A 22,303-nucleotide genomic window follows, 5' to 3' on the forward strand; every position below is an offset into this window, starting at 1 on the left:
TATTCCTGTGAGTGTCGAGGATCGCTACTTCGAAGGCCTGTTCGCGGGCAATAACGACCCCTGGGGATTCCGCCAGCGCTGGTACGAGCAACGTAAACGCCTCATGACCCTGGCGGCCCTGCCCCGCCCGCACTACCGGGCAATCTTTGAACCAGGGTGCGCCAACGGTGAACTGGGTGCGGCGCTGGCCGAACGCTGCGATCGGCTGTTGTGCTGCGACACCAGTGCCGCCGCAGTCAATCTGGCGCGTACCCGGCTGAGCCTGTTCGACCACGCCGAGGTGCATCACGGTCGTCTGCCTGACGACTGGCCCGAGGAAAAATTCGACCTGATCATATTCAGCGAAATCGGCTACTACCTGGATCGGCAGGATCTGACAGAGGTCATCCGTCACATCAGCGATTCGCTGACGGCGGATGGGCAATTACTGGCCTGTCACTGGCGACCACCCATTGAAGGCTGCCCGCTCAATGCCCGGCAGGTTCACGACCTGATTCACGAACAGCTGCACCTACCGCGCCTGGTGCTGCATCAGGAGGCCGATTTCATACTTGAAATATGGAGCCGAGAACCTCGCTCAGTGGCCGCGCTGGAGGGATTGCGATGATCGGCATCCTGATTCCCGCGCACAACGAAGAAGACTGGCTCGATGACTGCCTGTGCGCCGCCCTGCGCGCGGGTGACCATCCTTTGCTGGCGGGTGAACCGGTGGAAATCCTGGTGGTGCTCGACAGTTGCACCGATCGTTCGGCGCACATCGTCAGCCAGTACCCGGTGCTCGCGCTAAGCATCGAAGCGCGCAATGTCGGGCAGGCGCGCGCCATTGGCGCACAACAACTGCTTGAACGCGGTGCGCGCTGGATTTCCTGCTCGGACGCCGACAGCCGTGTCGCCGAGGACTGGTTGGTGGCACAACTGGGGCTGGGCATGGATGCCGTGTGTGGCACGGTGACGGTCGAGCGTTGGCATGAGTCGTTCGATGAAGCCGCGCAGATTCGCTATCACCGTGATTACCAGGCCTGCGAAGGTCACCGGCACATACACGGCGCCAATCTGGGTGTCAGCGCGCAAGCCTACATCCGCGCCGGCGGGTTCGAACCGTTGCCCTGTGATGAGGACGTGCAACTGGTCCGGCAACTGGAGCGTTGCGGGGCCAGCATCGCCTGGAGCCACCGCCCGCAGGTCGTCACCAGTGCCCGCCTGGACAGTCGGGCACGCGGTGGCTTTGGCGACTATCTGCGACAGCTGGCACAGACTGAATAAAAAAAAACGGATCAGATGGATCTGTAACGCGACGAACCGTGCGTCTTGAGCAATACTCTGCATCGCGGCAATCCAGGGTTCGGAGCGCTGCAGGGTTATCAACCAGCCTTCACGGGTCAAACACGCGCCGTCGTGCGTGACTGAAGGCCAGACACAACAAGGACGTCTTGCCCCATGAAACCGTTATCTCTCAACGAAAGCGGCCTGCCGGCGCAAATCTGGAACAGCGCCGCGCAACTCGACAATATTCCGGTCATCAACACCCATAGTCTCGTGCCGCCCGGTGCTCGTGCCGTGGTTATCGCTCCGCACCCCGGCGATGAAGTGGTGACCTGCGGCGGCCTGCTGCAACTGCTGTCCGCCCTTGGGCATCCCCTGCAATTGCTTTCCGTCACCGACGGCAGCGCCAGCCATCCCGGCTCGCGCCAATGGTCGGAAAAACGCCTGAGCGTGTTCCGCCCTCAGGAAAGCGTCGAAGCCTTGCGCCGCCTGGGGCTACCGATGCACAGCCTGAAATGGGTGCGCGGTGGCTTCACCGACAATGCTCTGCTCGACCAGGAAGCCCAACTGATCGAGTTCATCTCACGCTATCTACGCCCCGGCGACGTGGTGTTCAGCACGTGGTGCGAAGACGGCTCGGCGGATCATGAAGTGGTTGGCCGGGCCAGCGCCAAAGCCGCCCGCCAGGCTGGCGCCACCTATCACGATGTGCCGGTCTGGGCCTGGCACTGGCCTGAGCGCGATCAGACGCAGATCCCGTGGCACCGTGCGCGCAAGCTGCGCCTCGATACCTGGACCGTCGCGCGCAAGAGCCACGCCACCCACGCTTACGCCAGCCAACTGAACGGAGAACCGGCCATCGGTATTGCACCGCTGTTGCCCAAGGCCATTCTGGAGCGCATGCGCCTGCCTTATGAAATTGTCTTCGTTGACTGAAGAGCGGGCGCGGACAGTCACTCAATGTGAACTGCCCGCGCCCGGATCAGTCGCATGAAAAGGCAGTCATGATTCAGAGGAGCGACCGTGTCCAGCGACCCCAAGCGTCACGACATCGACGCACAGCCCTTGAAGCCGTCGACCATCCATCGCCTGCGGGTGTTGACGGTCAATACGCACAAGGGGTTTACCGCACTCAACCGCCGTTTCATTCTTCCGGAGCTGCGTGAGGCAGTGCGCAGCACCAGCGCCGATCTGGTGTTTCTTCAGGAAGTGGTGGGCGAACACGAACGGCATTCGAACCGCTACAACGAGTGGCCGCAAACCTCGCAATATGAATTCCTCGCGGACAGCATGTGGAGCGATTTCGCCTACGGACGTAACGCCGTTTACCCCGACGGCCACCACGGAAACGCGCTGTTGTCGAAGTACCCGATCCGCGAGTACCGCAACCTCGATGTCTCGATCACCGGCCCGGAACGCCGCGGTCTGCTGCACTGCATACTGGATGTGCCGGGGCACGCAGAAGTTCATGCGATCTGTGTGCACTTGAGCCTGCTCGAAAGCCATCGTCAATTGCAGCTGCAACTGCTTTGCCAGTTGCTTGAATCCCTGCCGGAGGATGCGCCGGTCATCATTGCTGGCGACTTCAATGACTGGCAAATGCAGGGCAACCTCACCCTCTCCCGCCGCGACTACCTGCACGAAGCGTTCGAGCGCCATCACGGCCGGCCGGCCAAGACCTACCCGGCGCGCTTTCCGCTGTTGCGGCTGGACCGGGTTTATCTGCGCAATGCCAGCAGCCACGACCCGCAGATACTCGGCAACAAGCCCTGGACGCATTTGTCCGATCACTTGCCGCTGGCGGTCGAGGTGCATCTGTAGTTCGACCGTACCGTCAGTGTCTACGCCAGCACCGATAACATTAGCAATATTGACAGCCATGACCTGCGTGGCCTGGCGAAAAATCCGAGTGTTCGCATCCATTGGCAAGCCGATAGCAGGCTAAGCAAACGCTCTGTCTCGCGGTTCCAGGCGTGTTTCCTCCTGCAAACAACAACTTAGATATGTGCAGAAAAACAAACGCTTGCGACCTCTGATTTAGCCATACCGCTCATCGTCCAATTTCTTGACGCAGGGACATCGGTCTTCTTAGCTCTACCTTACTACCCCCGGAAACACTACTCGGGGCGGGCCTTCGGACACTCGTGAAAACGGGTGGCTGCGGGTTCGCCTCGCTCCATTCGGTCGCCCCTCATTCGGGGTAGGAGAGACGCCAAGGCGAGATACCACATGCGCTAGCAAGGTAGATCTTCATGAAAACCTCACTCACCCCACACGAGATCAAAATCACCTTCTGCACCGTTTCAAGTTCTATCTTGCTGTGCTCATCCATGGAGGCGCAGGCGGGTCCTGTGGCGGATGAGACCACGCCTTGGTATCGCCAGGACGTGCCGATCCTGACCCTGCCCGCGACCGTCATCACCCCCGACCCGCAACGGTTGAGCCCGCGCCCCGACCTGCGTGGCAACTACCTTATCACCGAAGACCTTACCCCTTCGGCCTGGGATCAACTCTACGGACAAGCCTCTCGCCAGGCACAAACCGATATCCTCAACCCCGGGTTCGCGACGCCCGGCAGCGGGGAACTCAAAGGGCCGCCGGTGTTGACGCTGCAAGGCAGCAGCGGGCAGACCCAGCGCATCGGCCTGATCGGCGGCATGAGTCAGATCCAGGGCAACGGCAATGGTCTGATCGTCAATCGCGCGCTCGCCGATCCGACCACCGACACCCTCAATCTGCAAGGCCAGAGCCTCGGCGCCTACTACAGCCTGACCGGGTCCGAAGGCTGGCACGTCGACCTGTCGGCCAGCGGTGGCCGGGTCAGTGGTTTCAGCCGCAATGAACAGGGTGCGCGCCTGGCCACCGAAGGCAGTGCGATGACATTCTCCGTGGAGGGCGGTTTCCCGATTGGCCTGGGCGAAAACTGGGTTGTCGAGCCTCAGGCGCAGTTGATCAATCAGCGGATCACCCTCGACACGCCTTACGCGGGTTCGGGCAACGCTTCATCGAGTGACATTTCGTCCTGGAGCGGCCGGGTCGGTGCCCGACTGAAAGGCAGTTACGATCTGAGCGGCCTGCCGGTAGAACCTTACGTGCGCACCAACCTGTGGCACACGGTGTACACCGGCAACACGGTGACGCTCGATCAGGTGGACAAGATCAGCAGCAGTCGCAAGTCATCGACGGTGGAATTGGGTCTGGGTCTGGTGGCGAAGGTCACGCCGTCGGTGAGCCTGTACGTCAGTGCCGACTACAGCAGTGACGTGGACGACAATGATCTGAACGGGTTGATCGGCAGCCTGGGCATCCGGATGCGCTGGTGAGGGCGCGTCATTCGCGTCGGGTAATACAGTGATCGTTCCCACGCTCTGCGTGGAAACGATCTCGCGTGAGGTCGATCAGTGACGCGTCAGCCCTCGGGCTTGAGAATCAACACCGCCAGCGGCGGCAGATTCAGTTCCAGTGACAACGCCTGACCATGGCTGGGCACGTCTTCGGTGAACGCCCCGCCACCATTGCCATAATTGGAGCCGGCATAGGTGTCGGCATCACTGTTGAGCAGCTCGGTCCAGCGCCCGGCAAACGGCACACCCACTCGATACGACTGACGCGGCACTGGCGTGAAATTGGCCACCACCAGCACCGGCGAGCCGTCCTTGCTCCAGCGCAGCCAGGCGTAGACGCTGTTGATCGCATCGTCACCGATCAGCCACTGAAAGCCTTGCGGCGCATCGTCCTGTTCGTGCAGCGCTGGCTCTTCGCGGTACAAGCGATTCAGATCACCAACCAGTTTCTGCACACCTTTGTGCTCGGAGTACTGGAGCAGATACCAGTCCAGTTGCTGATCGTGATTCCACTCGCGCCACTGGCCAAACTCGCAGCCCATGAACAGCAGCTTCTTGCCCGGATGGGTCCACATGAAGCTCAGATAAGCGCGCAAGTTGGCGAATTTCTGCCAGCGGTCGCCGGGCATTTTGTCGATCAGCGAGTGCTTGCCGTGCACCACTTCGTCGTGGGAAATCGGCAGGATGAAACGTTCGGACCAGGCGTAGACCAGACCGAAACTCAGCTCGTTGTGATGATGGGCGCGGTACACCGGATCCTGTTGAATGTAATGCAGCGAATCGTGCATCCAGCCCATGTTCCATTTGTAGGCAAAGCCGAGGCCGCCCTGCTGGGTACTTTGGCTGACGCCCGGCCACGCTGTGGATTCCTCGGCGATCACCAGCGCCCCCGGTGCTTCCAGCGCCACTACGTCGTTGAGGTGGCGCAGGAAGTCGATGGCTTCCAGGTTCTCGCGACCGCCATGACGATTGGGCACCCACTCGCCGGCCTTGCGTGAATAGTCGCGATAGAGCATCGACGCCACCGCATCGACCCGCAGTCCATCGACATGGAAATGCTTCAGCCAGTGCAACGCCGACGCCAGCATGTAGCCATGCACTTCGGTGCGCCCGAGGTTGTAGATCAGTGTGTCCCAATCCTGATGGAAGCCTTCCAGCGGGTTACCGTATTCGTACAGCGCGGTGCCGTCGAACTGCGCCAGACCGTGGGTATCGGTCGGAAAATGCGCCGGCACCCAGTCAAGAATCACACCGATTTCAGCCTGATGGCAGGCATTGATGAACGCCGCGAACTCATCCGGTGTGCCATAACGCGCACTCGGCGCGAATTGCGACAGCAACTGATAACCCCAGGAGCCACCGAACGGGTGCTCCATGATCGGCATCAGCTCGATGTGGGTGAAGCCCAGTTCCTTGACGTAGGGAATCAGCCGCTCGGCCAGCTCCGGCCAGGTGTACTGGCGGGCGACTTCACCGAGATCGTCGAGTTCACACTGCCAGGAACCGGCGTGCAGCTCATAGATCGACAGCGGCGCATTGTGTTGCTGGCGCTCGCTGCGCCCGCTCATCCAGTGCTGATCCTGCCAGTCGATCTGCAGCGGCGCGGCGACTTTGGACGCGGTGTCCGGTGGCAGGCTGGTAGCCAGCGCCATCGGGTCGGCCTTGAGCGGCAGGATGCCGTGGGCGCCGAGAATTTCGTATTTGTATAGATCGCCGGCCTGCAGGCGCGGAATGAACAACTCCCAGACCCCGGATGGATGCCGCAGACGCATCGGATGCCGTCGCCCGTCCCAGACGTTGAAGTCGCCGACCACCGACACCCGACGGGCATTCGGTGCCCACACGGCAAACCGCACGCCGTCGACGCCATCGACGGTTTTCAGCTGTGCGCCGAGGCAACTGCTGAGATCGCGATGATTGCCCTCGGCAAACAGATACAGATCCATCTCACCGAGCAACGGCCCGAAGCTGTAGGGATCTTCCGCGACCTGCTCGCCACCGGCCCAGCGGGTGCGCAACTGATACGGCCGCGAATGCTCGAAATGCCCGACGAACAGTCCCGGCGTCTCGGTCGCCTCCAACGGACCAAGTTCATCGCCGGTGTCCTTGTCCAGCACGGTGACACTCAATGCACCCGGCAGATACGCCCGGATGAATTGCCCGCCGGCACCATCGCCGTGGGGCCCGAGAATGGAAAACGGGTCCTGATGCTCTGCGCGCACCAGGGCATCGATGTCCTTCACCCTGGGCAGCAAGCGCTCTTTAACGTGACCCTGTTCCTTGTTCGAGAAACTCATGACTACTCTCCACCAAGATCGGAAAAGGGTTCAAGCCCCGTCAATAACCCATACAAACCGTGCAACGGCACGGGCAGCCAGGTGGGGCGATTTTCGGCTTCATAGGCCACCTCGTAGGCCGCTTTCTCCAGGCCGAACAACGCCAGTGCGGCGTCGGCACCTTCAGGATCTTGCCAGGCATGATCAAGACTAGCTGCCGCCTGGCGATATGCCTCGACAAATGCTTCGCGGGCCTCACGCAAGTAGCGTTCGGCGACCCGGCGACGCGCCGATTCGGCCTCGGGACTGTTGTCGACGTTGTGCACGTTGATGGTCATCGCAGCGGCGTAATCGAACGAACGCAGCACCCCGCTGACATCCTTGTACGGGCTGTGCCTGCCTCGCCGTTCGGCGAGTGGCCGCGCCGGTTCGCCTTCGAAGTCGATCAGATACGCATCGCCCTTGATCACCAGCACTTGACCCAGATGCAGATCGCCATGGACGCGAATGCGCAAGCCGCCGGCGGATTTCTTCGCCAGATCCTGCACATGGGCGAGGATGGTTTTTTTGTGATCGAGCAGACGCCCCACAAGCTTCTGATCCGCCGCATCGAGTTCGCCCTGATGCTGTTTGAGCAGTTTCAACGCATGCTCGACCTGAGCACCGACATCCTTGCCGGTCGCCAGTGCATCCTTGGCCGAACTGACCTGAGGCGCAAAGTCCCCGTTGTCGCTCGGCGCTGCCAGCACCTGATGCATCTCCCCCAGACGCTGGCCGAGCATGCCGGCGAAATCTTTCAGTTCGCCGAGGGCGTTGTAGTGTTGCGATTGTTCGGACACGGCGTCCGCCAGCTCATCGCGCAACGCCCGCTCAAGGTTGTTCTGCGTCCATTCCCAGGCGTCGCCCTGATTGCTCAAGTAGCCTTGGGCGATCATCAGCAGGTTGTCTTCGCCCTTCCCGTCGCGGCGAATCACCGAGCCGAGCAGCGGGGAGATATTGGCAAAACCGGCTTGCGTCAGGTAAGCGCTCATCTCCAGTTCCGGGTGTACGCCGGAAGCGACTTTGCGGATCAGCTTGAGCACCAGACTGTTGCCGATCACCACCGAACTGTTGGATTGCTCAGCGGACAGATAACGCACTTCGGACTCCGCGCCGAGGCCGAGCTTGTCCAGTTGTGGCGTGGATTCGAAACGGATCTCGCCGTCACTGGATTCCAGCACCGTGCCGCTCTGCATGCTTTGCAGCACAGCGCGAATAAACGCTTCAAGGCTGAAGGCATCGGTAATCAGTCCGACCTGACGAACCCGACGCACGCGCGCCAGAGCCAGTTGCTGTGGCAAGGCCGGCCCGACCTGATCTTCCGCAATGAAGCCGAACGGCAGTTGATAACGGCTGGTCTGCCCACCACTGCTGACTTCGATTTCGCTGAGCAACACCGGATGCTGCGCGTCGCCGAAGCGCACGCCGTAGGCCAGCCGGACTTGCTCGATAGCCGCATCCTTGCCGGCGAACCAGCGGCGGTTCTGCAACCAGTTCGGCAGGATGCCCTGCTCGAGCGTGGCGCGGGATGGCGCCTCGAGCAATTCCTCCATGCGCTTTTTCAGCACCAGCGTGGTGAAGTCCGGCAGGCTCTGCGCCGGCTCGACGTGCCAGCTCGGCATCTGGTTTTCCGCCGCCAGAACAAACCAATAGAAGCCGTACGGCGCCAGGGTCAGGAGGAAATTCAACTGACCGATGGGCGGGAACGCGTTACCGCCGAGCATCTCCACCGGCACCATGCCGACGTAAGCCGACAGGTCCAACTCTGCCGCCTGAGCACTGCGCGACACGTTGGCCACGCAGAGAATAATTTCGTGCCTGCCGTCGGCGTCGGTGAATTCGCGGGTGTACGCCAGAATCCGCCGGTTGCTCGGCGAGAGCATTTTCAGCGTGCCACGTCCGAACGCCTTGGACTGCTTGCGCACCGTGAGCATGCGTCGGGTCCAGTTCAACAGCGAATGCGGATCGCCGGCCTGGGTTTCGACGTTGACCGACTGATAGCCGTATTGCGGGTCCATGATCGGCGGCAGCACCAGACTGGCCGGATCGGCCCGGGAGAACCCGCCGTTGCGGTCAATCGACCATTGCATCGGCGTGCGCACGCCATCGCGGTCGCCAAGATAGATGTTGTCGCCCATGCCGATCTCATCGCCGTAATACAGGGTCGGCGTGCCGGGCATCGACAGCAGCAGACTGTTGAGCAGTTCGACGCGGCGGCGGTCGCGCTCCATCAACGGCGCGAGACGTCGGCGGATGCCGAGGTTGATCCGCGCCCGGCGGTCGGCGGCGTAGTAATTCCAGAGGTAGTCGCGTTCCTTGTCGGTGACCATCTCCAGCGTCAGCTCATCGTGGTTACGCAGGAAGATCGCCCATTGGCAATTGGCCGGGATCTCCGGGGTCTGACGGAGGATGTCGGTGATCGGGAAGCGATCCTCCTGGGCCAGCGCCATGTACATGCGCGGCATCAGCGGAAAGTGAAACGCCATGTGGCATTCGTCGCCGTTGACGCCCTCGGCGTCGGTGTCACCGAAGTACAACTGGGTGTCTTCCGGCCATTGGTTGGCTTCGGCCAGCAGCATGCGGTCCGGATAATTGGCGTCGATTTCGGCGCGGATCTGCTTGAGGACGTCGTGGGTTTCAGGGAGGTTTTCGTTGTTGGTGCCGTCGCGTTCGATCAGGTACGGAATCGCGTCCAGACGCAGGCCGTCGATGCCCATGTCCAGCCAGTAGCGCATCACCGACAGCACGGCTTTCATGACCTGCGGGTTGTCGAAATTCAGGTCCGGCTGGTGCGAATAGAATCGATGCCAGAAGTATTGGCCGGCCACCGGGTCCCAGGTCCAGTTGGACTTTTCGGTGTCGAGAAAAATGATCCGGGTGCCGTCGTATTTCTGGTCGTCATCCGACCACACATAGAAGTCGCGCGCCGCAGAACCGGGCTTGGCCTTGCGCGCCCGCTGAAACCACGGGTGTTGGTCCGAAGTGTGGTTGATGACCAGCTCGGTGATCACCCGCAGGCCACGTTTGTGCGCCTCGGCGATGAAACGCTTGGCGTCAGCCATCGTCCCGTAATCGCTGTGCACGCCGCGGTATTCGGCGATGTCGTAACCGTCATCGCGCCGTGGCGACGGGTAGAACGGCAGCAGCCAGATAGTGTTGACGCCAAGATCGGCGATGTAATCGAGTTTGGCGATCAGCCCGGGAAAATCGCCGATCCCGTCATTGTTGGAGTCGAAAAAGGATTTGACGTGAACTTGGTAAATAACCGCGTCTTTGTACCAGAGCGGGTCCTTGATGAAGGTGGCTGACTTGGGTTTCTTCGCCATGTGAAACTCCTGTTCAATGCATGAATGCGTCGGCCCGGATCAGGCTGCGGTGATGCGCCAGATCCCGAACGGCTGATAAGCCGGGTCGATCCGCATGAACTGGTACTTGCCGTGCCAGTCCCAGCGATGCCCGTTCATCAGGTCTTCGCCGTGAGTGGTGGCATCGTCCGGCAGGCCCATCTCCCACAGTGGCAATTCGAAATTGGCCTCCTGCGCGTAATGCGGATCGAGGCTGACGGCCACCAGAATGAAGTTGCTGCCATCGGCGCTGCGCTTGCCGAAGTACAGAATGTTGTCGTTCCAGGCGTTGTAGATCTTCAGGCCCAGGTGGCTGTGCAGCGCCGGGTTCTGCCGGCGGATGCGATTGAGCTGGGCGATCTCGGCAATGATGTTGTCGGGCGCATTGAAGTCGCGGACACGGATCTCGTACTTCTCGGAATCGAGGTACTCCTCCTTGCCCGGCACCGGTGCCGATTCGCACAGTTCGAACCCCGAGTACATACCCCACAGGCCCGAGCCCATGGTCGCCAGTGCCGCGCGGATCAGAAATCCCGGTCTTCCAGATTCATGCAGGAACGCCGGGTTGATGTCCGGAGTGTTGACGAAAAAATTCGGCCGGTAGCACTCGCGCCACGGCGATTCGTTGAGTTCGCTGAAATAACTCGCCAGTTCGGCCTTGGTGTTGCGCCAAGTGAAATAGGTGTAGCTCTGGGTGTAACCGACCTTGCCCAGGCGCGCCATCATCGCCGGAGTGGTGAAGGCTTCGGCGAGGAAGATCACTTCGGGATGCAGTGTGCGCACATCGGCGATCAGCCACTGCCAGAACGGCAGCGGTTTGGTGTGCGGGTTGTCGACGCGAAAGATCTTCACGCCCTCCTCGACCCAGCCCACAACGATGTCACGCAGTTCGACCCACAGGCTCGGGATCGCTTCCGGCGCATAGAAGTCGACGTTGACGATGTCCTGGTATTTCTTCGGCGGGTTTTCCGCGTATTTGATCGTGCCGTCCGGCCGCCAGTTAAACCAGCCCGGATGCTGCTTGAGCCACGGGTGATCCTGGGAACACTGGATGGCAAAATCGAGGGCGATTTCCAGACCATGCTCGGCGGCAGCTGCCACCAGTCGACGAAAATCCTCGCGGGTGCCGAGCTGCGAGTGAATCGCTTCGTGCCCGCCTTCTTCGCTGCCTATTGCATACGGGCTTCCCGGATCGTCCGGGCCGGCCGTCAGCGAGTTATTGCGACCCTTGCGGTGGCTGCGGCCAATCGGGTGGATCGGCGTGAAATACAACACGTCGAAGCCCATGTCCTGAATCATCGGCAGCCGCGAGTGCACATCGTTGAAGGTGCCGTGGCGGGCGGGATCGTCGGTGATCGAGCGGGGAAACAGCTCGTACCAACTGGCGAATTCAGCCAGTTCGCGCTCTACGTCCAGCGGGAATTCAGCGCTGATGCTCAGATAAGCGCGGTGATCGGCCTCGGCCATCAACTGCGCACTCTGCGGGTGCAGAAATAGCGCGACCTGCTCGGTTTCGAGCAGGCCGGACAATTCGTGGTGCAGCGCCGCCAGTTGTTCGCTGAGCGGGCCTTCGCTGCGTTCAGCCGCCTGGTGCACCATCGTGCGGCCTTCTTGCAATTCAAGGCTGACCGGTACGCGGGCGGTGTGTTTTTTCTCCAGTTCGTACTGAAAACTGGCGAACTGATCGATCCACGCTTCGATCAGGTACAGATAACGGCCCATGCGCTGGGGCCGAAACCGACCTTCCCAGCCGTTATTGCCCTGATCGGCCATGACTTCGCTTTGCCAGACTTCCTCGCCCTCTTCGCGCCAGCGAATGCGCACCGCCAGTTTGTCGTGACCGTCGGCGAAGATCTTGCTGGTGACCACGATCTCGCGCCCGACCACCGCCTTGACGGCAAACTGCCCGCCATCCAGCGATGGCTGAACGTTTTCAATGGCTATGCGTGGCAGCAGCAACGCCTGCGACAGCGGGATGTGCGGGTTGTAGCTCTGTTCGGAGGGTTTTTCAGCAGTCATTGAGCATCTCTCCTTAACGCCCCAAGGACGCTCGTTTGCCTGTTTGTCGATCACGACCGGGCCTGTGCCCGACGATGAACTCTCTCAGGTTCCGAGCGACCCTCGCCGGCAAAAGTTCACAGGGATTTGCCCCGCCACAAAATCGGATCGATTTCGCGCAGAAGTGGTCAACTCACTTAAGCACTTCTCACGCCATGTGCCACACGGAGGTTCAACTGATGACTATTCCGATCCCTGCTGAAACGCCCGATCCGAACATCGACAAACCGGTGCTGCCCGAAACCGAGCCGCAGCCGGTCCCTGAACAGGAGCCACCGGGCACTACACCGCCACCCAAGGAAGAGCCGCCGACGACCATGCCGCCGGTGATCGTCTGATCAGCGGGGCTCGTCGTGATCCTTCTCGAAAAGCCTCACGATCCGGGGCATCACGCTGAATACGCCCAGCGCCAGCAGCGTACTGAGCACCGCCGTCGCCTCGCGGCCCAAACCGGCCGCGACGCCGATGGCGGCGGTCATCCACAACCCGGCGGCAGTGGTCAGGCCTTTGACGTGACCTTCATCGCCTTCGTGATTCTTCAGAATGGTGCCGGCCCCGAGAAAGCCGATGCCGGCGATCACCCCTTGCATCACCCGGCTCATCGCGTCGGCCTGTGAGCCGGACAGTTGTGGCACCAAAACGAACAGCGCCGCGCCGATGGCCACCAGCATGTGCGTTCGCACCCCGGCAGCTTTGCCTTTGTGCTCACGCTCGAAACCGAGAATACCGCCCAATATCGCCGCTATCAGCAGACGCACGGTAATCCGCGTCAGCTGTGACGCATCACCGATGTCGGCGAATTCCTCTTGCAGTGTTTCCCAGACTTCATGCCACCAGGCGTTCATCGCTCAGTCCTTGTGAAAGGGTCATGGAAGGTGGACAGCGGCGACCATTAATCGGTTGCGTAGAACGATCACCCGGACCAACGCCCTAACCTTTCAACACCCCCTGGAAAAAAGGACAGCCCCATGACCGTGCGCATCGAAAACAAGACCTGTTTTTTCGCCAACGAAAACGGTGAGCAGATTCGCCTGTGCGGCGACCTGACCATAATCACCGACAGTGAAAAATCGATGTCAGCCGTGGAAATAGAAGGTCGGCGCATTTACATCACGGAGGCCGAAGCCGACGCTCTGACCGTCGCAGGTGCCAAAGACGGACGTAAACACCTGAAAGCCACCGACAGTGATTCGGTGATTTGACTGACCCCGGTCAAGATCCTGCGCAGACGTCTGGGATAGGCATCTGCGCCTAGCTCCGCCAACTGCTTCAAGTTGTCGCAGGGCCGGGCGCAAAACCCATCTGATACGCTTTTTATTGAAATACCTGAGTCTGTTATGCAAACAGATCGGCGCTCATAGTTCATTGGCCTGATGGAGGCTGATGAGCGAACGACCATGAGCGAACGAATCCCCGTCCGAACCGTAGAAGCATCTCCCCAGATAAAAAAAGTACCGGCGCGCCCAATGAAGGCGAAACACGCCACCAGCGACAACCAGATTTTCACCCGCAGCTTCACCGGCCTGTTCCGCACATTGCGCATGAGCGGCGCGGGGTTTCTGTTCCTGATGTTTTTCGGCACCGTGTGGCTGAACTGGGGCGGTCGTCAGGCAGTGCTCTGGGACCTTTCCGAAAGCAAATTCCACATCTTTGGCGCGACCTTCTGGCCCCAGGATTTCATCCTGCTGTCGGCGCTGCTGATCATTGCCGCGTTCGGCCTGTTCGCCATTACTGTGTTCGCGGGCCGGGTCTGGTGTGGCTACACCTGCCCGCAGAGTTCGTGGACCTGGATCTTCATGTGGTGCGAGAAGATCACCGAGGGCGAACGCAACCAGCGGATCAAGCTGCAAGCGGCGCCCTGGAACCTGAACAAACTGGCGCGGCGTGCGGCCAAGCACACCCTGTGGCTGGCGATCAGCGTACTGACCGGCCTGACCTTCGTCGGCTACTTCACCCCGATCCGCCCGCTGGCCGAAGAACTGCTGACCTTGCAGATCGGCGGGGTCAGCCTGTTCTGGGTGCTGTTCTTCACCGCCGCCACCTACATCAATGCCGGCTGGCTGCGCGAAGCGGTGTGCATGCACATGTGCCCGTACGCACGATTCCAGAGCGTGATGTTCGACAAGGACACGTTGGCGATTTCCTACGACGTGGCCCGGGGCGAAAACCGTGGCCCGCGCAAACGCGATGTGAAACCGGCCGAAGCCGGACTCGGCGATTGCATCGACTGCCAGCTGTGCGTGCAGGTCTGCCCGACCGGCATCGACATCCGCGACGGCCTGCAAATGGAATGCATCGGCTGCGCGGCGTGCATCGACGCTTGCGACTCGATCATGGACAAGATGAATTACGCCCGCGGCCTGATCCGCTACACCTCCGAGCGTGAATTGCAGGGTGGCAAGACGCATCTGCTGCGCCCGAGGCTGATCGGCTACGTCGCGGTGCTGGTGCTGATGATCGGCGCCCTCGCCCTGGCATTGGTCGAGCGGCCGATGGTGTCGCTGGACGTGACCAAAGACCGTGGCCTGTTCCGAGAGAACGGTCAGGGCCAGATCGAAAACATCTACACGCTCAAAGTCATCAACAAGACCCAGCAGCGCCAGGACTACAACTTGAGCCTGGTGGATGGCGATGGCTTCCAGCTGCAAGGCAAGACTGAGCTGAGTTTGGCACCGGGCGAGATCGTCGATGTGCCGGTGTCGGTGGCAATGACGACGGATCGCCCGGCCAGCAGCTCGCAGACCTTGAGCTTCAAGATTGCCGACAGTGATGAACCTGAGGTTTATAGCGTGGCGAAGAGCCGGTTTGTTGCGCCGATGAATCGGTGAGGCTTTAAGATGGCGGCGGTTTCAAGGGTTGTGGGGTGTCAGTGCGATTGGCCCTCACCCCAGCCCTCTCCCGGAGGGAGAGGGAGCCGACCGCGATGTCTGGCGTTATCCATCGACCTGAAACACCGAGTCGATTATGGATTCACTGCAGCACGATCAGGTCGGTGTAACTCTGAAGCATCCCCCCGATCAGTCCCCTCTCCCTCAGGGAGAGGGAGCCGACCGGGATGTCTGGCGTTATACATCGAACTGAAAAACCGAGTCGATTATGGATTCACTGCAGCACGATCAGGTCGGTGTAACTCTGAAGCATCCCCCGATCAGTCCCCTCTCCCTCCGGGAGAGGGAGCCGGCTGCGATGTCTGGCGTTATACATCGAACTGAAAAACCGAGTCGATTATGGATTCACAGTAGAACGTTCAGGTCGGCGTAACTCTGAAGCATCCCACGATCAGTCCCCTCTCCCTCCGGGAGAGGGAGCCGGCTGCGATGTCTCGCGCTACACATCGATCTGAAAAACCGAGTCGATTATTGATTCACAGCAGCACGATCAGGTCGATGTAACTCTGAAGCATCCCACGATCAGTCCCCTCTCCCTCCGGGAGAGGGCTAGGGTGAGGGGGCTTTTCCCTGACACTCTACACATTCAACCAGCACCAAGGCCCCCGATGAAACGCTACGAAAAATTCGCCGACGACATCGCTGAACTGATCCGCTCCGGCGTCCTTGGCCCCGGCCAGCGGGTGCCGTCGGTGCGCTACGCGAGCCAGACTTATGGCGTCAGCCCGTCCACGGTGTTCCAGGCCTATTACCTGCTGGAACGTCGCGGCCTGATCCGCGCCCGGCCTCGCTCCGGTTACTTCGTCAACACCCACGCCCCGAGCCCGTTCTCGGAGCCGGTGATCAGCAGCCAGGTCAACGAATCCACCAAGGTCGACGTCAGCGAACTGGTGTTCTCGGTGCTGGAATCGATCAAGGACCCGAGCACCGTTCCGTTCGGCTCGGCATTCCCCAGCCCCGAACTGTTCCCGTTGCAACGCCTGTCACGTTCGCTGGCCAGCGCTGCCCGGGAGATGGACCCGCGCATGGTGGTCACCGACATGTCGCCGGGCAACCCGCAACTGCGCCGGCAGATTGCCCTGCGCTACATGGTCGGCGGGCTGATGCTGCCGATGGAAGAACTGCTGATCACCAACGGCGCCCTCGAAGCGCTGAACCTGTGCCTGCAAGCGGTGACAGAACCGGGCGATCTGGTGGCCATCGAAGCCCCGGCGTTCTACGCCAGCCTGCAAGTGCTGGAGCGGCTGAAACTCAAAGCCGTGGAGATCCCCGTGCACCCGCGCGACGGCATCGACCTCGGCGTGCTCGCCCAGACCCTGGAACGGCACCCGATCAAGGCCTGCTGGTGCATGACCAGTTTCCAGAACCCCATGGGCGCGACCATGCCCGAGGCCAAGAAACAGGAACTGGTGGAACTGCTGAAACGCCATCAAGTGCCGCTGATCGAAGACGACGTCTACGCCGAGCTCTATTACGGCCAACAGGCGCCGAAACCGGCCAAGGCCTTCGACACTGAAGGGCTGGTGATGCATTGCGGCTCGTTCGCCAAGAGCCTGGCCCCCGGCTACCGCATCGGCTGGGTCGCCGCCGGGCGCTACGCGCAGAAAATCGAACGCCTGAAACTGATGACCTCGCTGTGCGCCTCGATGCCGGCCCAGGCGGCCATCGCCGACTACCTGCAACACGGCGGCTACGACCGCCACCTACGCAAATTGCGCTACGCCCTCGAAGAACAGCAAAGCGCCATGCTCGCCGCCATCGCACGCTACTTCCCGGCCCAGACGCGCGTGAGCCAACCGGCTGGTGGGTATTTCCTGTGGCTGGAACTGCCACCGCAGATGGATTCTTTGAAGTTGTTTCAAATGGCATTGGCGCAAGGCATCAGCATTGCGCCGGGGCCGATTTTCTCGCCGACGCAAAGATTCAGGAATTGCATCCGGTTGAATTACGGCAGCCCGTGGACCGAGAGTTCGGAGAAGGCGATGGAGACGTTGGGGCGGATTGTGCGTTCGTTTTGACGTTGAAGCCCCCTGTTTTGGCCTGGTCGCAATTCGGCGAGATGGCTATCATGGAGCCATCACTGATGAGTTATCCATAGCGCCTAGCCGCATTTACGATCGCTAGTCGATTGCAGGGAGCTTCACCTACAACATGTCAGATAATATTTTTCTTAAAGGCCTACAAATTTCCGCCTTCAAAGGGATAGGCAAAGAACTACAAACCATCGCGCCATTCAAGCAATTTAATTTCTTCATAGGCGCGAACAACTCTGGCAAATCAACAGTCATTGAATTTATTGCAAATTACATAAGCAAGGCAAACAACCTAACCACGTCGCGATATAGCGGGATCAAGCTAGATGGTAATTCAAAGCAGTTAAATATCGACTGCAACACCAAGAGCTTTTCTGCAAACATCGGTGTTTCCGCCGAACAATTCTCAAAATCCTGCAGAGAGCAATCAGATATTTTTGGCGACTACAGCGTACTTCCTTTAGTCAACCAAATAGTTAAAGAACTCACACAAGAGCAAGACCTTATCTGGATAGAAACCGTAATACGGCCCGGACAGGACTCAATACAGTTAAAAAAAACAATTAAATATGAAAGCGTAAGCGATATAGCAAATATAGAAAAACAGATCAAAACCTTGCAAGAAATGGTTAAAGCAGGGCATTCACAAAGAAACGAGCAAAATCTTCAGTTTTGCATAGAAGGGATGCTTAGAAAAGTAGAGGTACGGATTCCGAAAGCTGATTTAATTCCAGCCATTCGCCAGGTTTCAAGCCAAGGTGAAGAGTTCGATGACTACTCAGGAAAAGGTTTGATTGAGGAACTTGCCGAACTGCAAAACCCGCGTACACATGGTAGAGATCGTCACAAAAAATTTAAAAAGATAAACCGGTTCCTGAAAACAGTTCTCGACAAACCGGATGCCGCCATTGAAATCCCTTATGACAGGAGTGAAATTCTTGTCCACATCGATGAAAGAGCATTTCCACTGGCCGCTCTTGGCACCGGCATTCATGAAGTCGTCCTGCTGGCTTCATTCTGTACGCTGCTTGAACGTCAAATAGTTTGTATAGAGGAGCCTGAAATACATCTACACCCTGCATTGCAACGTCGACTGATCAACTATCTACAGACCGAAACAAATAACCAGTACTTCATAGCCACTCACTCCGCCTCAGTGATTGACTCACAAAACCTCGACACTGAAAACACTTCAATATTCCATGTAAAAAACGAATGTGGCACAACATCCATCCGCAATGCCAACTGCGAAAGCACCCGACTGGAAAGCATAAAGGAGCTGGGCTACAAAGCATCTGACTTACTTCAGGCAAATTGCATTATCTGGGTAGAAGGCCCTTCCGATCGTATTTATTTAAAACATTGGATCAAGTCAAAAAACAAAGATCTTCTGGAAGGCATTCACTACGCCATCATGTTTTACGGCGGCCGCCTGCTAAGTCACTTGAGCACAGACCCCAACGATCAACCCGATGACGACATCCAGACCCTGATAGCAGTACAAAAACTTAATCAGAACCTCGCCTTTATTATTGATAGCGACAAGAAAAAACTCGCCGACACGATCAACGCCACAAAACAGCGAATTCTGGATACCCTTATCGAAAGAAACGGTTTTTGCTGGGTCACTGAAGGCAGAGAGATTGAAAACTACATAGAGCCCTCACTTATTGAGCAAGCGCTGAGAGTCGTCTGCAAAAATAATTTCGGCAAAAAAAGTTCCGCGGGTGCGTATAAGAACTCGCTGCATTTTTACGACAAAGAAGGAGTAATTTACAAAAAAGCCGACAAAGTTAAAATTGCGCATGCCATCACGGAACATCCCGCAAACTTCACAATGCTCGACTTGGACCCAAGGGTTGACGCACTGATTGAGTTCATCAAAAATTCAAATAAATAAACTCAAATTGAAAGGAAACCATGAGAACCGCCTCAATCGGTTCTCATAGCATTTGACGATTTATCGCCCGCCCCCCAAATCAACAAACGTCCCGGTGGCATACGAAGCCTTGTCCGACAACAACCACACAATCGCCTCCGCCACTTCATCCGGACGGCCGCCACGAGCCATCGGAATCGCCGACTCAAGCTTGCTGACCCGATCCGGATCGCCGCTCAACGCATGGAAATCGGTGTAGATGTAACCCGGGCGCACCGCGTTGACCCTAATCCCCTCGCCCGCCACTTCCTTGGACAGACCGATGGTGAATGTGTCGAGCGCGCCTTTGGACGCCGCGTAGTCGACGTACTCGTTCGGCGAACCCAGGCGTGCGGCAACCGAGGAAACGTTGACGATGCTGCCGCCCTGCCCGCCGTGTTTGGGCGACATGCGCAGGATCGCGTGCTTGGCACAGAGGATCGGCGCCAGGACGTTGGTTTTCATGATTTTGAGAATGCGGAATTCGGACATTTCGTCGACCCGCGATTTGTGCCCGACGGTGCCGGCGTTGTTCACCAGTGCGGTGACCCTTCCCAGCTCCGTGTCGACCCGATGAAACAGGCCGATCACTTCGTCTTCGATGCTGACGTCGGCGCGCACTGCAATGGCGGTGGCACCGCGCTCACGCACCTGATCGAGTACGTGGTGGGCTGCCTGCTCGTCCGACTGGTAATTGATGCAGATCCGATAGCCTTGCTCGGCAGCCAACAGCGCCGTAGCGGCCCCGATTCCGCGACCACCGCCAGTGATCACAATGACTTTATCCATGCTGGCTTTCCCCCCGATGCACACGTAACAGTCGGGAGGAAGAATAACCGTCATTGCAGGGTTTTGCATGGCCTGTGTCAGGCGTTCAGCTCACCGCCGTCGTTTGCTTGCCGCGCACGATGTCCTGCATGAAGCGGTCCGCCGGCATCGGGTGGCCGAGCAGATAGCCTTGCAGCGAATCACAGCCCAATTGCGTCAGGAAGTCCTGCTGCACGCCGGTCTCCACACCTTCGGCCACAATGCGCAGGCCCAGTGCCTGACCCAGCGCGACAATCGCCGAGACGATGGCGGCATCGTCGCTGTCATGCTCCAGGTCGCGGACGAAACCACGGTCGATCTTCAACTCGTTGGCAGGCAGGCGCTTGAGGTACATCAGGCTCGAATAGCCGGTGCCAAAGTCATCGATGGAGAGGTCGACGCCCATATCGGACAGTTCCTGCAACACCGTCATGCTCGCGTCAGCATCGCTCATGGCGGTGGTTTCGGTGATTTCCAGGGTCAGGCTGTTGGCCGGCAAGTGGTGAGTGGCCAAGGCCTTGGCGACACTTTGCACCAGCCCGGTGTGGCAGAACTGCAACGCCGAGAGATTCACCGCGATGCGCCAGTCGGTGTACCCCAGCACGTACCACTCGCGCATCTGCCGGCAGGCTTCGTTCAGTACCCATTCGCCGATCGGAATGATCAAACCGGTCTTCTCGGCCAGGTCGATGAACTTGTCCGGCATCAGCATGCCGTGGAGCGGATGCTGCCAGCGCAGCAACGCTTCGGCGCCGACCGGGCGACCATCGGCGGCGTGAAACTTGGGTTGGTAATGCAAGCTGAACTGACTGTGCTCCAGCGCTGCGCGCAGGTCCTGCAACAGTTGCAGTTGCTTGCGGGCGTTGCTGTTCATTGAAGCGTCGAAGAAGCTGTAGCCGTTTTTACCGCCGCCCTTGGCGTGGTACATCGCGGCATCGGCGTTCATAAGCAGCTCCTGGGCGTTCTGGCCGTTGCCCGGGTATAGGGCGATGCCGACGCTGGCGGAAATCTGCAAGTCATGCTCGGCCACGCGGAACGACTGCGCGATCAAACCGACCTGGCGTGCGGCCAGGCCTAGCGCATCGTTGGGCTCGGTCAGGCGCACCAACAGCACAAACTCATCGCCGCCGATCCGCGCCAGCGTGTCGAGGCTGCGCAAATCTTCGCGCAAACGCACCGCCACTTCGCGCAGCAACTGGTCGCCCATGTGGTGACCGAACGCATCGTTGACCGGTTTGAAACCATCCAGATCGATGAACATCAGCGCAAAACAGCCGCCCTGCTCGTTGACTTTTTTCATCGCCTGATTGATCCGGTCGTCCAGCAACATGCGGTTCGGCAGGCCGGTCAGGGTGTCGTGCAGGGCCAGTTGGGTGAGTTCGCGGTTGGCCACGGTCAGCGAATGGGCCAGATCGGCGGTGCGCGCTTCGAGGCGGGCATCGAGAATCGAGGTCAGCAGCGCGATGCTCAGCACCGCGAGCGTGGTGATCAGCACCAGATTATCCAGGCCATTGCCGTTCAGACCGCTGAGCGCTGCGCCGCAAAAACTGCCTTCGGGAAACCGCGCCGCCGCCATGCCGGTGTAGTGCATGCCGACAATCGCGATGCCCATCACAATGGCTGCGCCGGCACGAAACAGGCGTACGTAAGGTGAATGCTGACGCAGGCGAAAGGCAATCCACAACGCCGCGGCCGAAGCGCCAACGGCGATCAACAGCGAAGCACCAAACAAGGCAGGGTCGTAATCAATGCCCGGCTGCATGCGCATCGCGGCCATGCCGGTGTAGTGCATGGCGCTAATGCCGGCACCCATGATCAAGGCGCCAAAGGCCAGTTGCCAGGCAGGAAGTTTCGGCTGGCTCACCAGCCACAGCGCAAAACCGCAGGACAGCACGGCGATCAATAACGACAATGCCGTGATTGGTACGTCGTACCCCAGGCTGATTGGCAGTTTGAAGGCCAGCATGCCAATGAAGTGCATCGACCAGACGCCGATGCCCATGGCGAACGCGCCGCCGGCTGTCCACAAATGCACGGCGCGACCCTTGGCAGTGGCGATGCGCCCTGTAAGGTCGAGCGCGGTATAGGACGCGAGGATCGCCACACACAGCGAAATGAAAACCAGCGTGAAGGAATAACTACCGATGAGCATGAGAATTCTCGTGACCACCCCACCGTACTGCTTCCGTTCTCGGCGGGGCCAAATGCGCCGATTGTACTGATTGCACAGAAGAACGCACTGACAAAGTAATCAAATGGCCATCAAGCCGATGAAACGCTTGTTTGATCGTTCGACAAGGCTCTAGCCCGGCAGTCGCAGTACTGATCGATCC

Annotated in this window: 16 protein-coding genes; 10 read left to right on the plus strand and 6 right to left on the minus strand. The window is 59.3% G+C overall.

Features of this window, described 5'->3' with window-relative positions; all coding sequences use genetic code 11:
* The first annotated feature begins 7 nt into the window (after nucleotides 1–7).
* The 5 genes from JJN09_RS06545 (at nucleotide 8) to JJN09_RS06565 (ending at nucleotide 4,586) form a co-directional block, all read left to right on the plus strand.
* On the plus strand, nucleotides 8–607 hold the full coding sequence (locus JJN09_RS06545) for a class I SAM-dependent methyltransferase (RefSeq protein ID WP_249486354.1): 600 nt from the start codon (nucleotides 8–10) through the stop codon (nucleotides 605–607).
* On the plus strand, nucleotides 604–1,263 hold the full coding sequence (locus JJN09_RS06550) for a glycosyltransferase family 2 protein (RefSeq protein ID WP_249486355.1): 660 nt from the start codon (nucleotides 604–606) through the stop codon (nucleotides 1,261–1,263). The genes JJN09_RS06545 and JJN09_RS06550 overlap by 4 nt, the downstream gene beginning before the upstream one ends.
* Before the next feature lie 174 nt (nucleotides 1,264–1,437).
* Nucleotides 1,438–2,199 carry a PIG-L deacetylase family protein gene (locus JJN09_RS06555; RefSeq protein WP_249486356.1) on the plus strand — a complete coding sequence of 254 codons (762 nt, stop codon included), beginning with the start codon at nucleotides 1,438–1,440 and terminating at the stop codon, nucleotides 2,197–2,199.
* Nucleotides 2,200–2,286: 87 nt separating this feature from the next.
* On the plus strand, nucleotides 2,287–3,084 hold the full coding sequence (locus tag JJN09_RS06560; protein ID WP_249486357.1) for an endonuclease/exonuclease/phosphatase family protein: 798 nt from the start codon (nucleotides 2,287–2,289) through the stop codon (nucleotides 3,082–3,084).
* 431 nt (nucleotides 3,085–3,515) lie between these two features.
* On the plus strand, nucleotides 3,516–4,586 hold the full coding sequence (locus JJN09_RS06565; protein ID WP_249486358.1) for an autotransporter outer membrane beta-barrel domain-containing protein: 1,071 nt from the start codon (nucleotides 3,516–3,518) through the stop codon (nucleotides 4,584–4,586).
* A gap of 86 nt (nucleotides 4,587–4,672) precedes the next feature.
* On the opposite strand, the gene glgB is transcribed toward JJN09_RS06565, so the two are convergent.
* Genes glgB through JJN09_RS06580 form a run of 3 tightly spaced genes read right to left on the minus strand, consistent with a single transcriptional unit; the run spans nucleotide 4,673 to nucleotide 12,285 of the window.
* Nucleotides 4,673–6,904, minus strand: coding sequence for a 1,4-alpha-glucan branching protein GlgB (gene glgB / locus JJN09_RS06570; RefSeq protein ID WP_249486359.1), 2,232 nt, complete (start codon nucleotides 6,902–6,904; stop codon nucleotides 4,673–4,675).
* 2 nt (nucleotides 6,905–6,906) lie between these two features.
* The gene (treS, locus tag JJN09_RS06575) at nucleotides 6,907–10,248 is read right to left on the minus strand and encodes a maltose alpha-D-glucosyltransferase (RefSeq protein ID WP_249486360.1); all 3,342 of its coding nucleotides are present in this window, start codon (nucleotides 10,246–10,248) and stop codon (nucleotides 6,907–6,909) included.
* Between the two features lie 39 nt (nucleotides 10,249–10,287).
* Entirely contained in the window at nucleotides 10,288–12,285 is a 1,998-nt protein-coding gene (locus JJN09_RS06580) for an alpha-1,4-glucan--maltose-1-phosphate maltosyltransferase (RefSeq protein WP_249486361.1), read from the minus strand.
* Between the two features lie 218 nt (nucleotides 12,286–12,503).
* On the opposite strand from JJN09_RS06580, the gene JJN09_RS06585 reads away from it, so the two are divergent.
* Nucleotides 12,504–12,662, plus strand: a complete 159-nt coding sequence (locus tag JJN09_RS06585) for a hypothetical protein (RefSeq protein WP_249486362.1) — start codon at nucleotides 12,504–12,506, stop codon at nucleotides 12,660–12,662.
* On the opposite strand, the gene JJN09_RS06590 is transcribed toward JJN09_RS06585, so the two are convergent.
* Complete coding sequence (locus JJN09_RS06590; protein ID WP_249486363.1) at nucleotides 12,663–13,169, minus strand: MgtC/SapB family protein; 507 nt, start codon at nucleotides 13,167–13,169, stop codon at nucleotides 12,663–12,665.
* A 123-nt stretch (nucleotides 13,170–13,292) separates the two neighbouring features.
* Here JJN09_RS06590 and JJN09_RS06595 point away from each other — a divergent pair, with 123 nt between their 5' ends.
* The 4 genes from JJN09_RS06595 (at nucleotide 13,293) to JJN09_RS06610 (ending at nucleotide 19,145) form a co-directional block, all read left to right on the plus strand.
* The gene (locus tag JJN09_RS06595; RefSeq protein ID WP_249486364.1) at nucleotides 13,293–13,526 is read left to right on the plus strand and encodes a DUF3203 family protein; all 234 of its coding nucleotides are present in this window, start codon (nucleotides 13,293–13,295) and stop codon (nucleotides 13,524–13,526) included.
* 195 nt (nucleotides 13,527–13,721) lie between these two features.
* On the plus strand, nucleotides 13,722–15,152 hold the full coding sequence (gene ccoG / locus JJN09_RS06600; protein ID WP_249486365.1) for a cytochrome c oxidase accessory protein CcoG: 1,431 nt from the start codon (nucleotides 13,722–13,724) through the stop codon (nucleotides 15,150–15,152).
* Between the two features lie 668 nt (nucleotides 15,153–15,820).
* A complete protein-coding gene (mapR, locus tag JJN09_RS06605; protein WP_096820262.1) occupies nucleotides 15,821–17,230 on the plus strand; it encodes a GntR family transcriptional regulator MpaR in 1,410 nt (469 codons plus the stop codon).
* A 133-nt stretch (nucleotides 17,231–17,363) separates the two neighbouring features.
* The gene (locus JJN09_RS06610) at nucleotides 17,364–19,145 is read left to right on the plus strand and encodes an AAA family ATPase (protein ID WP_249486366.1); all 1,782 of its coding nucleotides are present in this window, start codon (nucleotides 17,364–17,366) and stop codon (nucleotides 19,143–19,145) included.
* Nucleotides 19,146–19,205: 60 nt separating this feature from the next.
* On the opposite strand, the gene JJN09_RS06615 is transcribed toward JJN09_RS06610, so the two are convergent.
* Both JJN09_RS06615 and JJN09_RS06620 read right to left on the minus strand, forming a co-directional pair.
* Nucleotides 19,206–19,952, minus strand: coding sequence for an SDR family oxidoreductase (locus JJN09_RS06615; protein ID WP_085708225.1), 747 nt, complete (start codon nucleotides 19,950–19,952; stop codon nucleotides 19,206–19,208).
* 85 nt (nucleotides 19,953–20,037) lie between these two features.
* Complete coding sequence (locus tag JJN09_RS06620; RefSeq protein WP_249486367.1) at nucleotides 20,038–22,122, minus strand: bifunctional diguanylate cyclase/phosphodiesterase; 2,085 nt, start codon at nucleotides 22,120–22,122, stop codon at nucleotides 20,038–20,040.
* Nucleotides 22,123–22,303 lie beyond the last annotated feature (181 nt).

This window comes from Pseudomonas sp. HS6, assembly GCF_023375815.1.
GTDB lineage: Bacteria > Pseudomonadota > Gammaproteobacteria > Pseudomonadales > Pseudomonadaceae > Aquipseudomonas.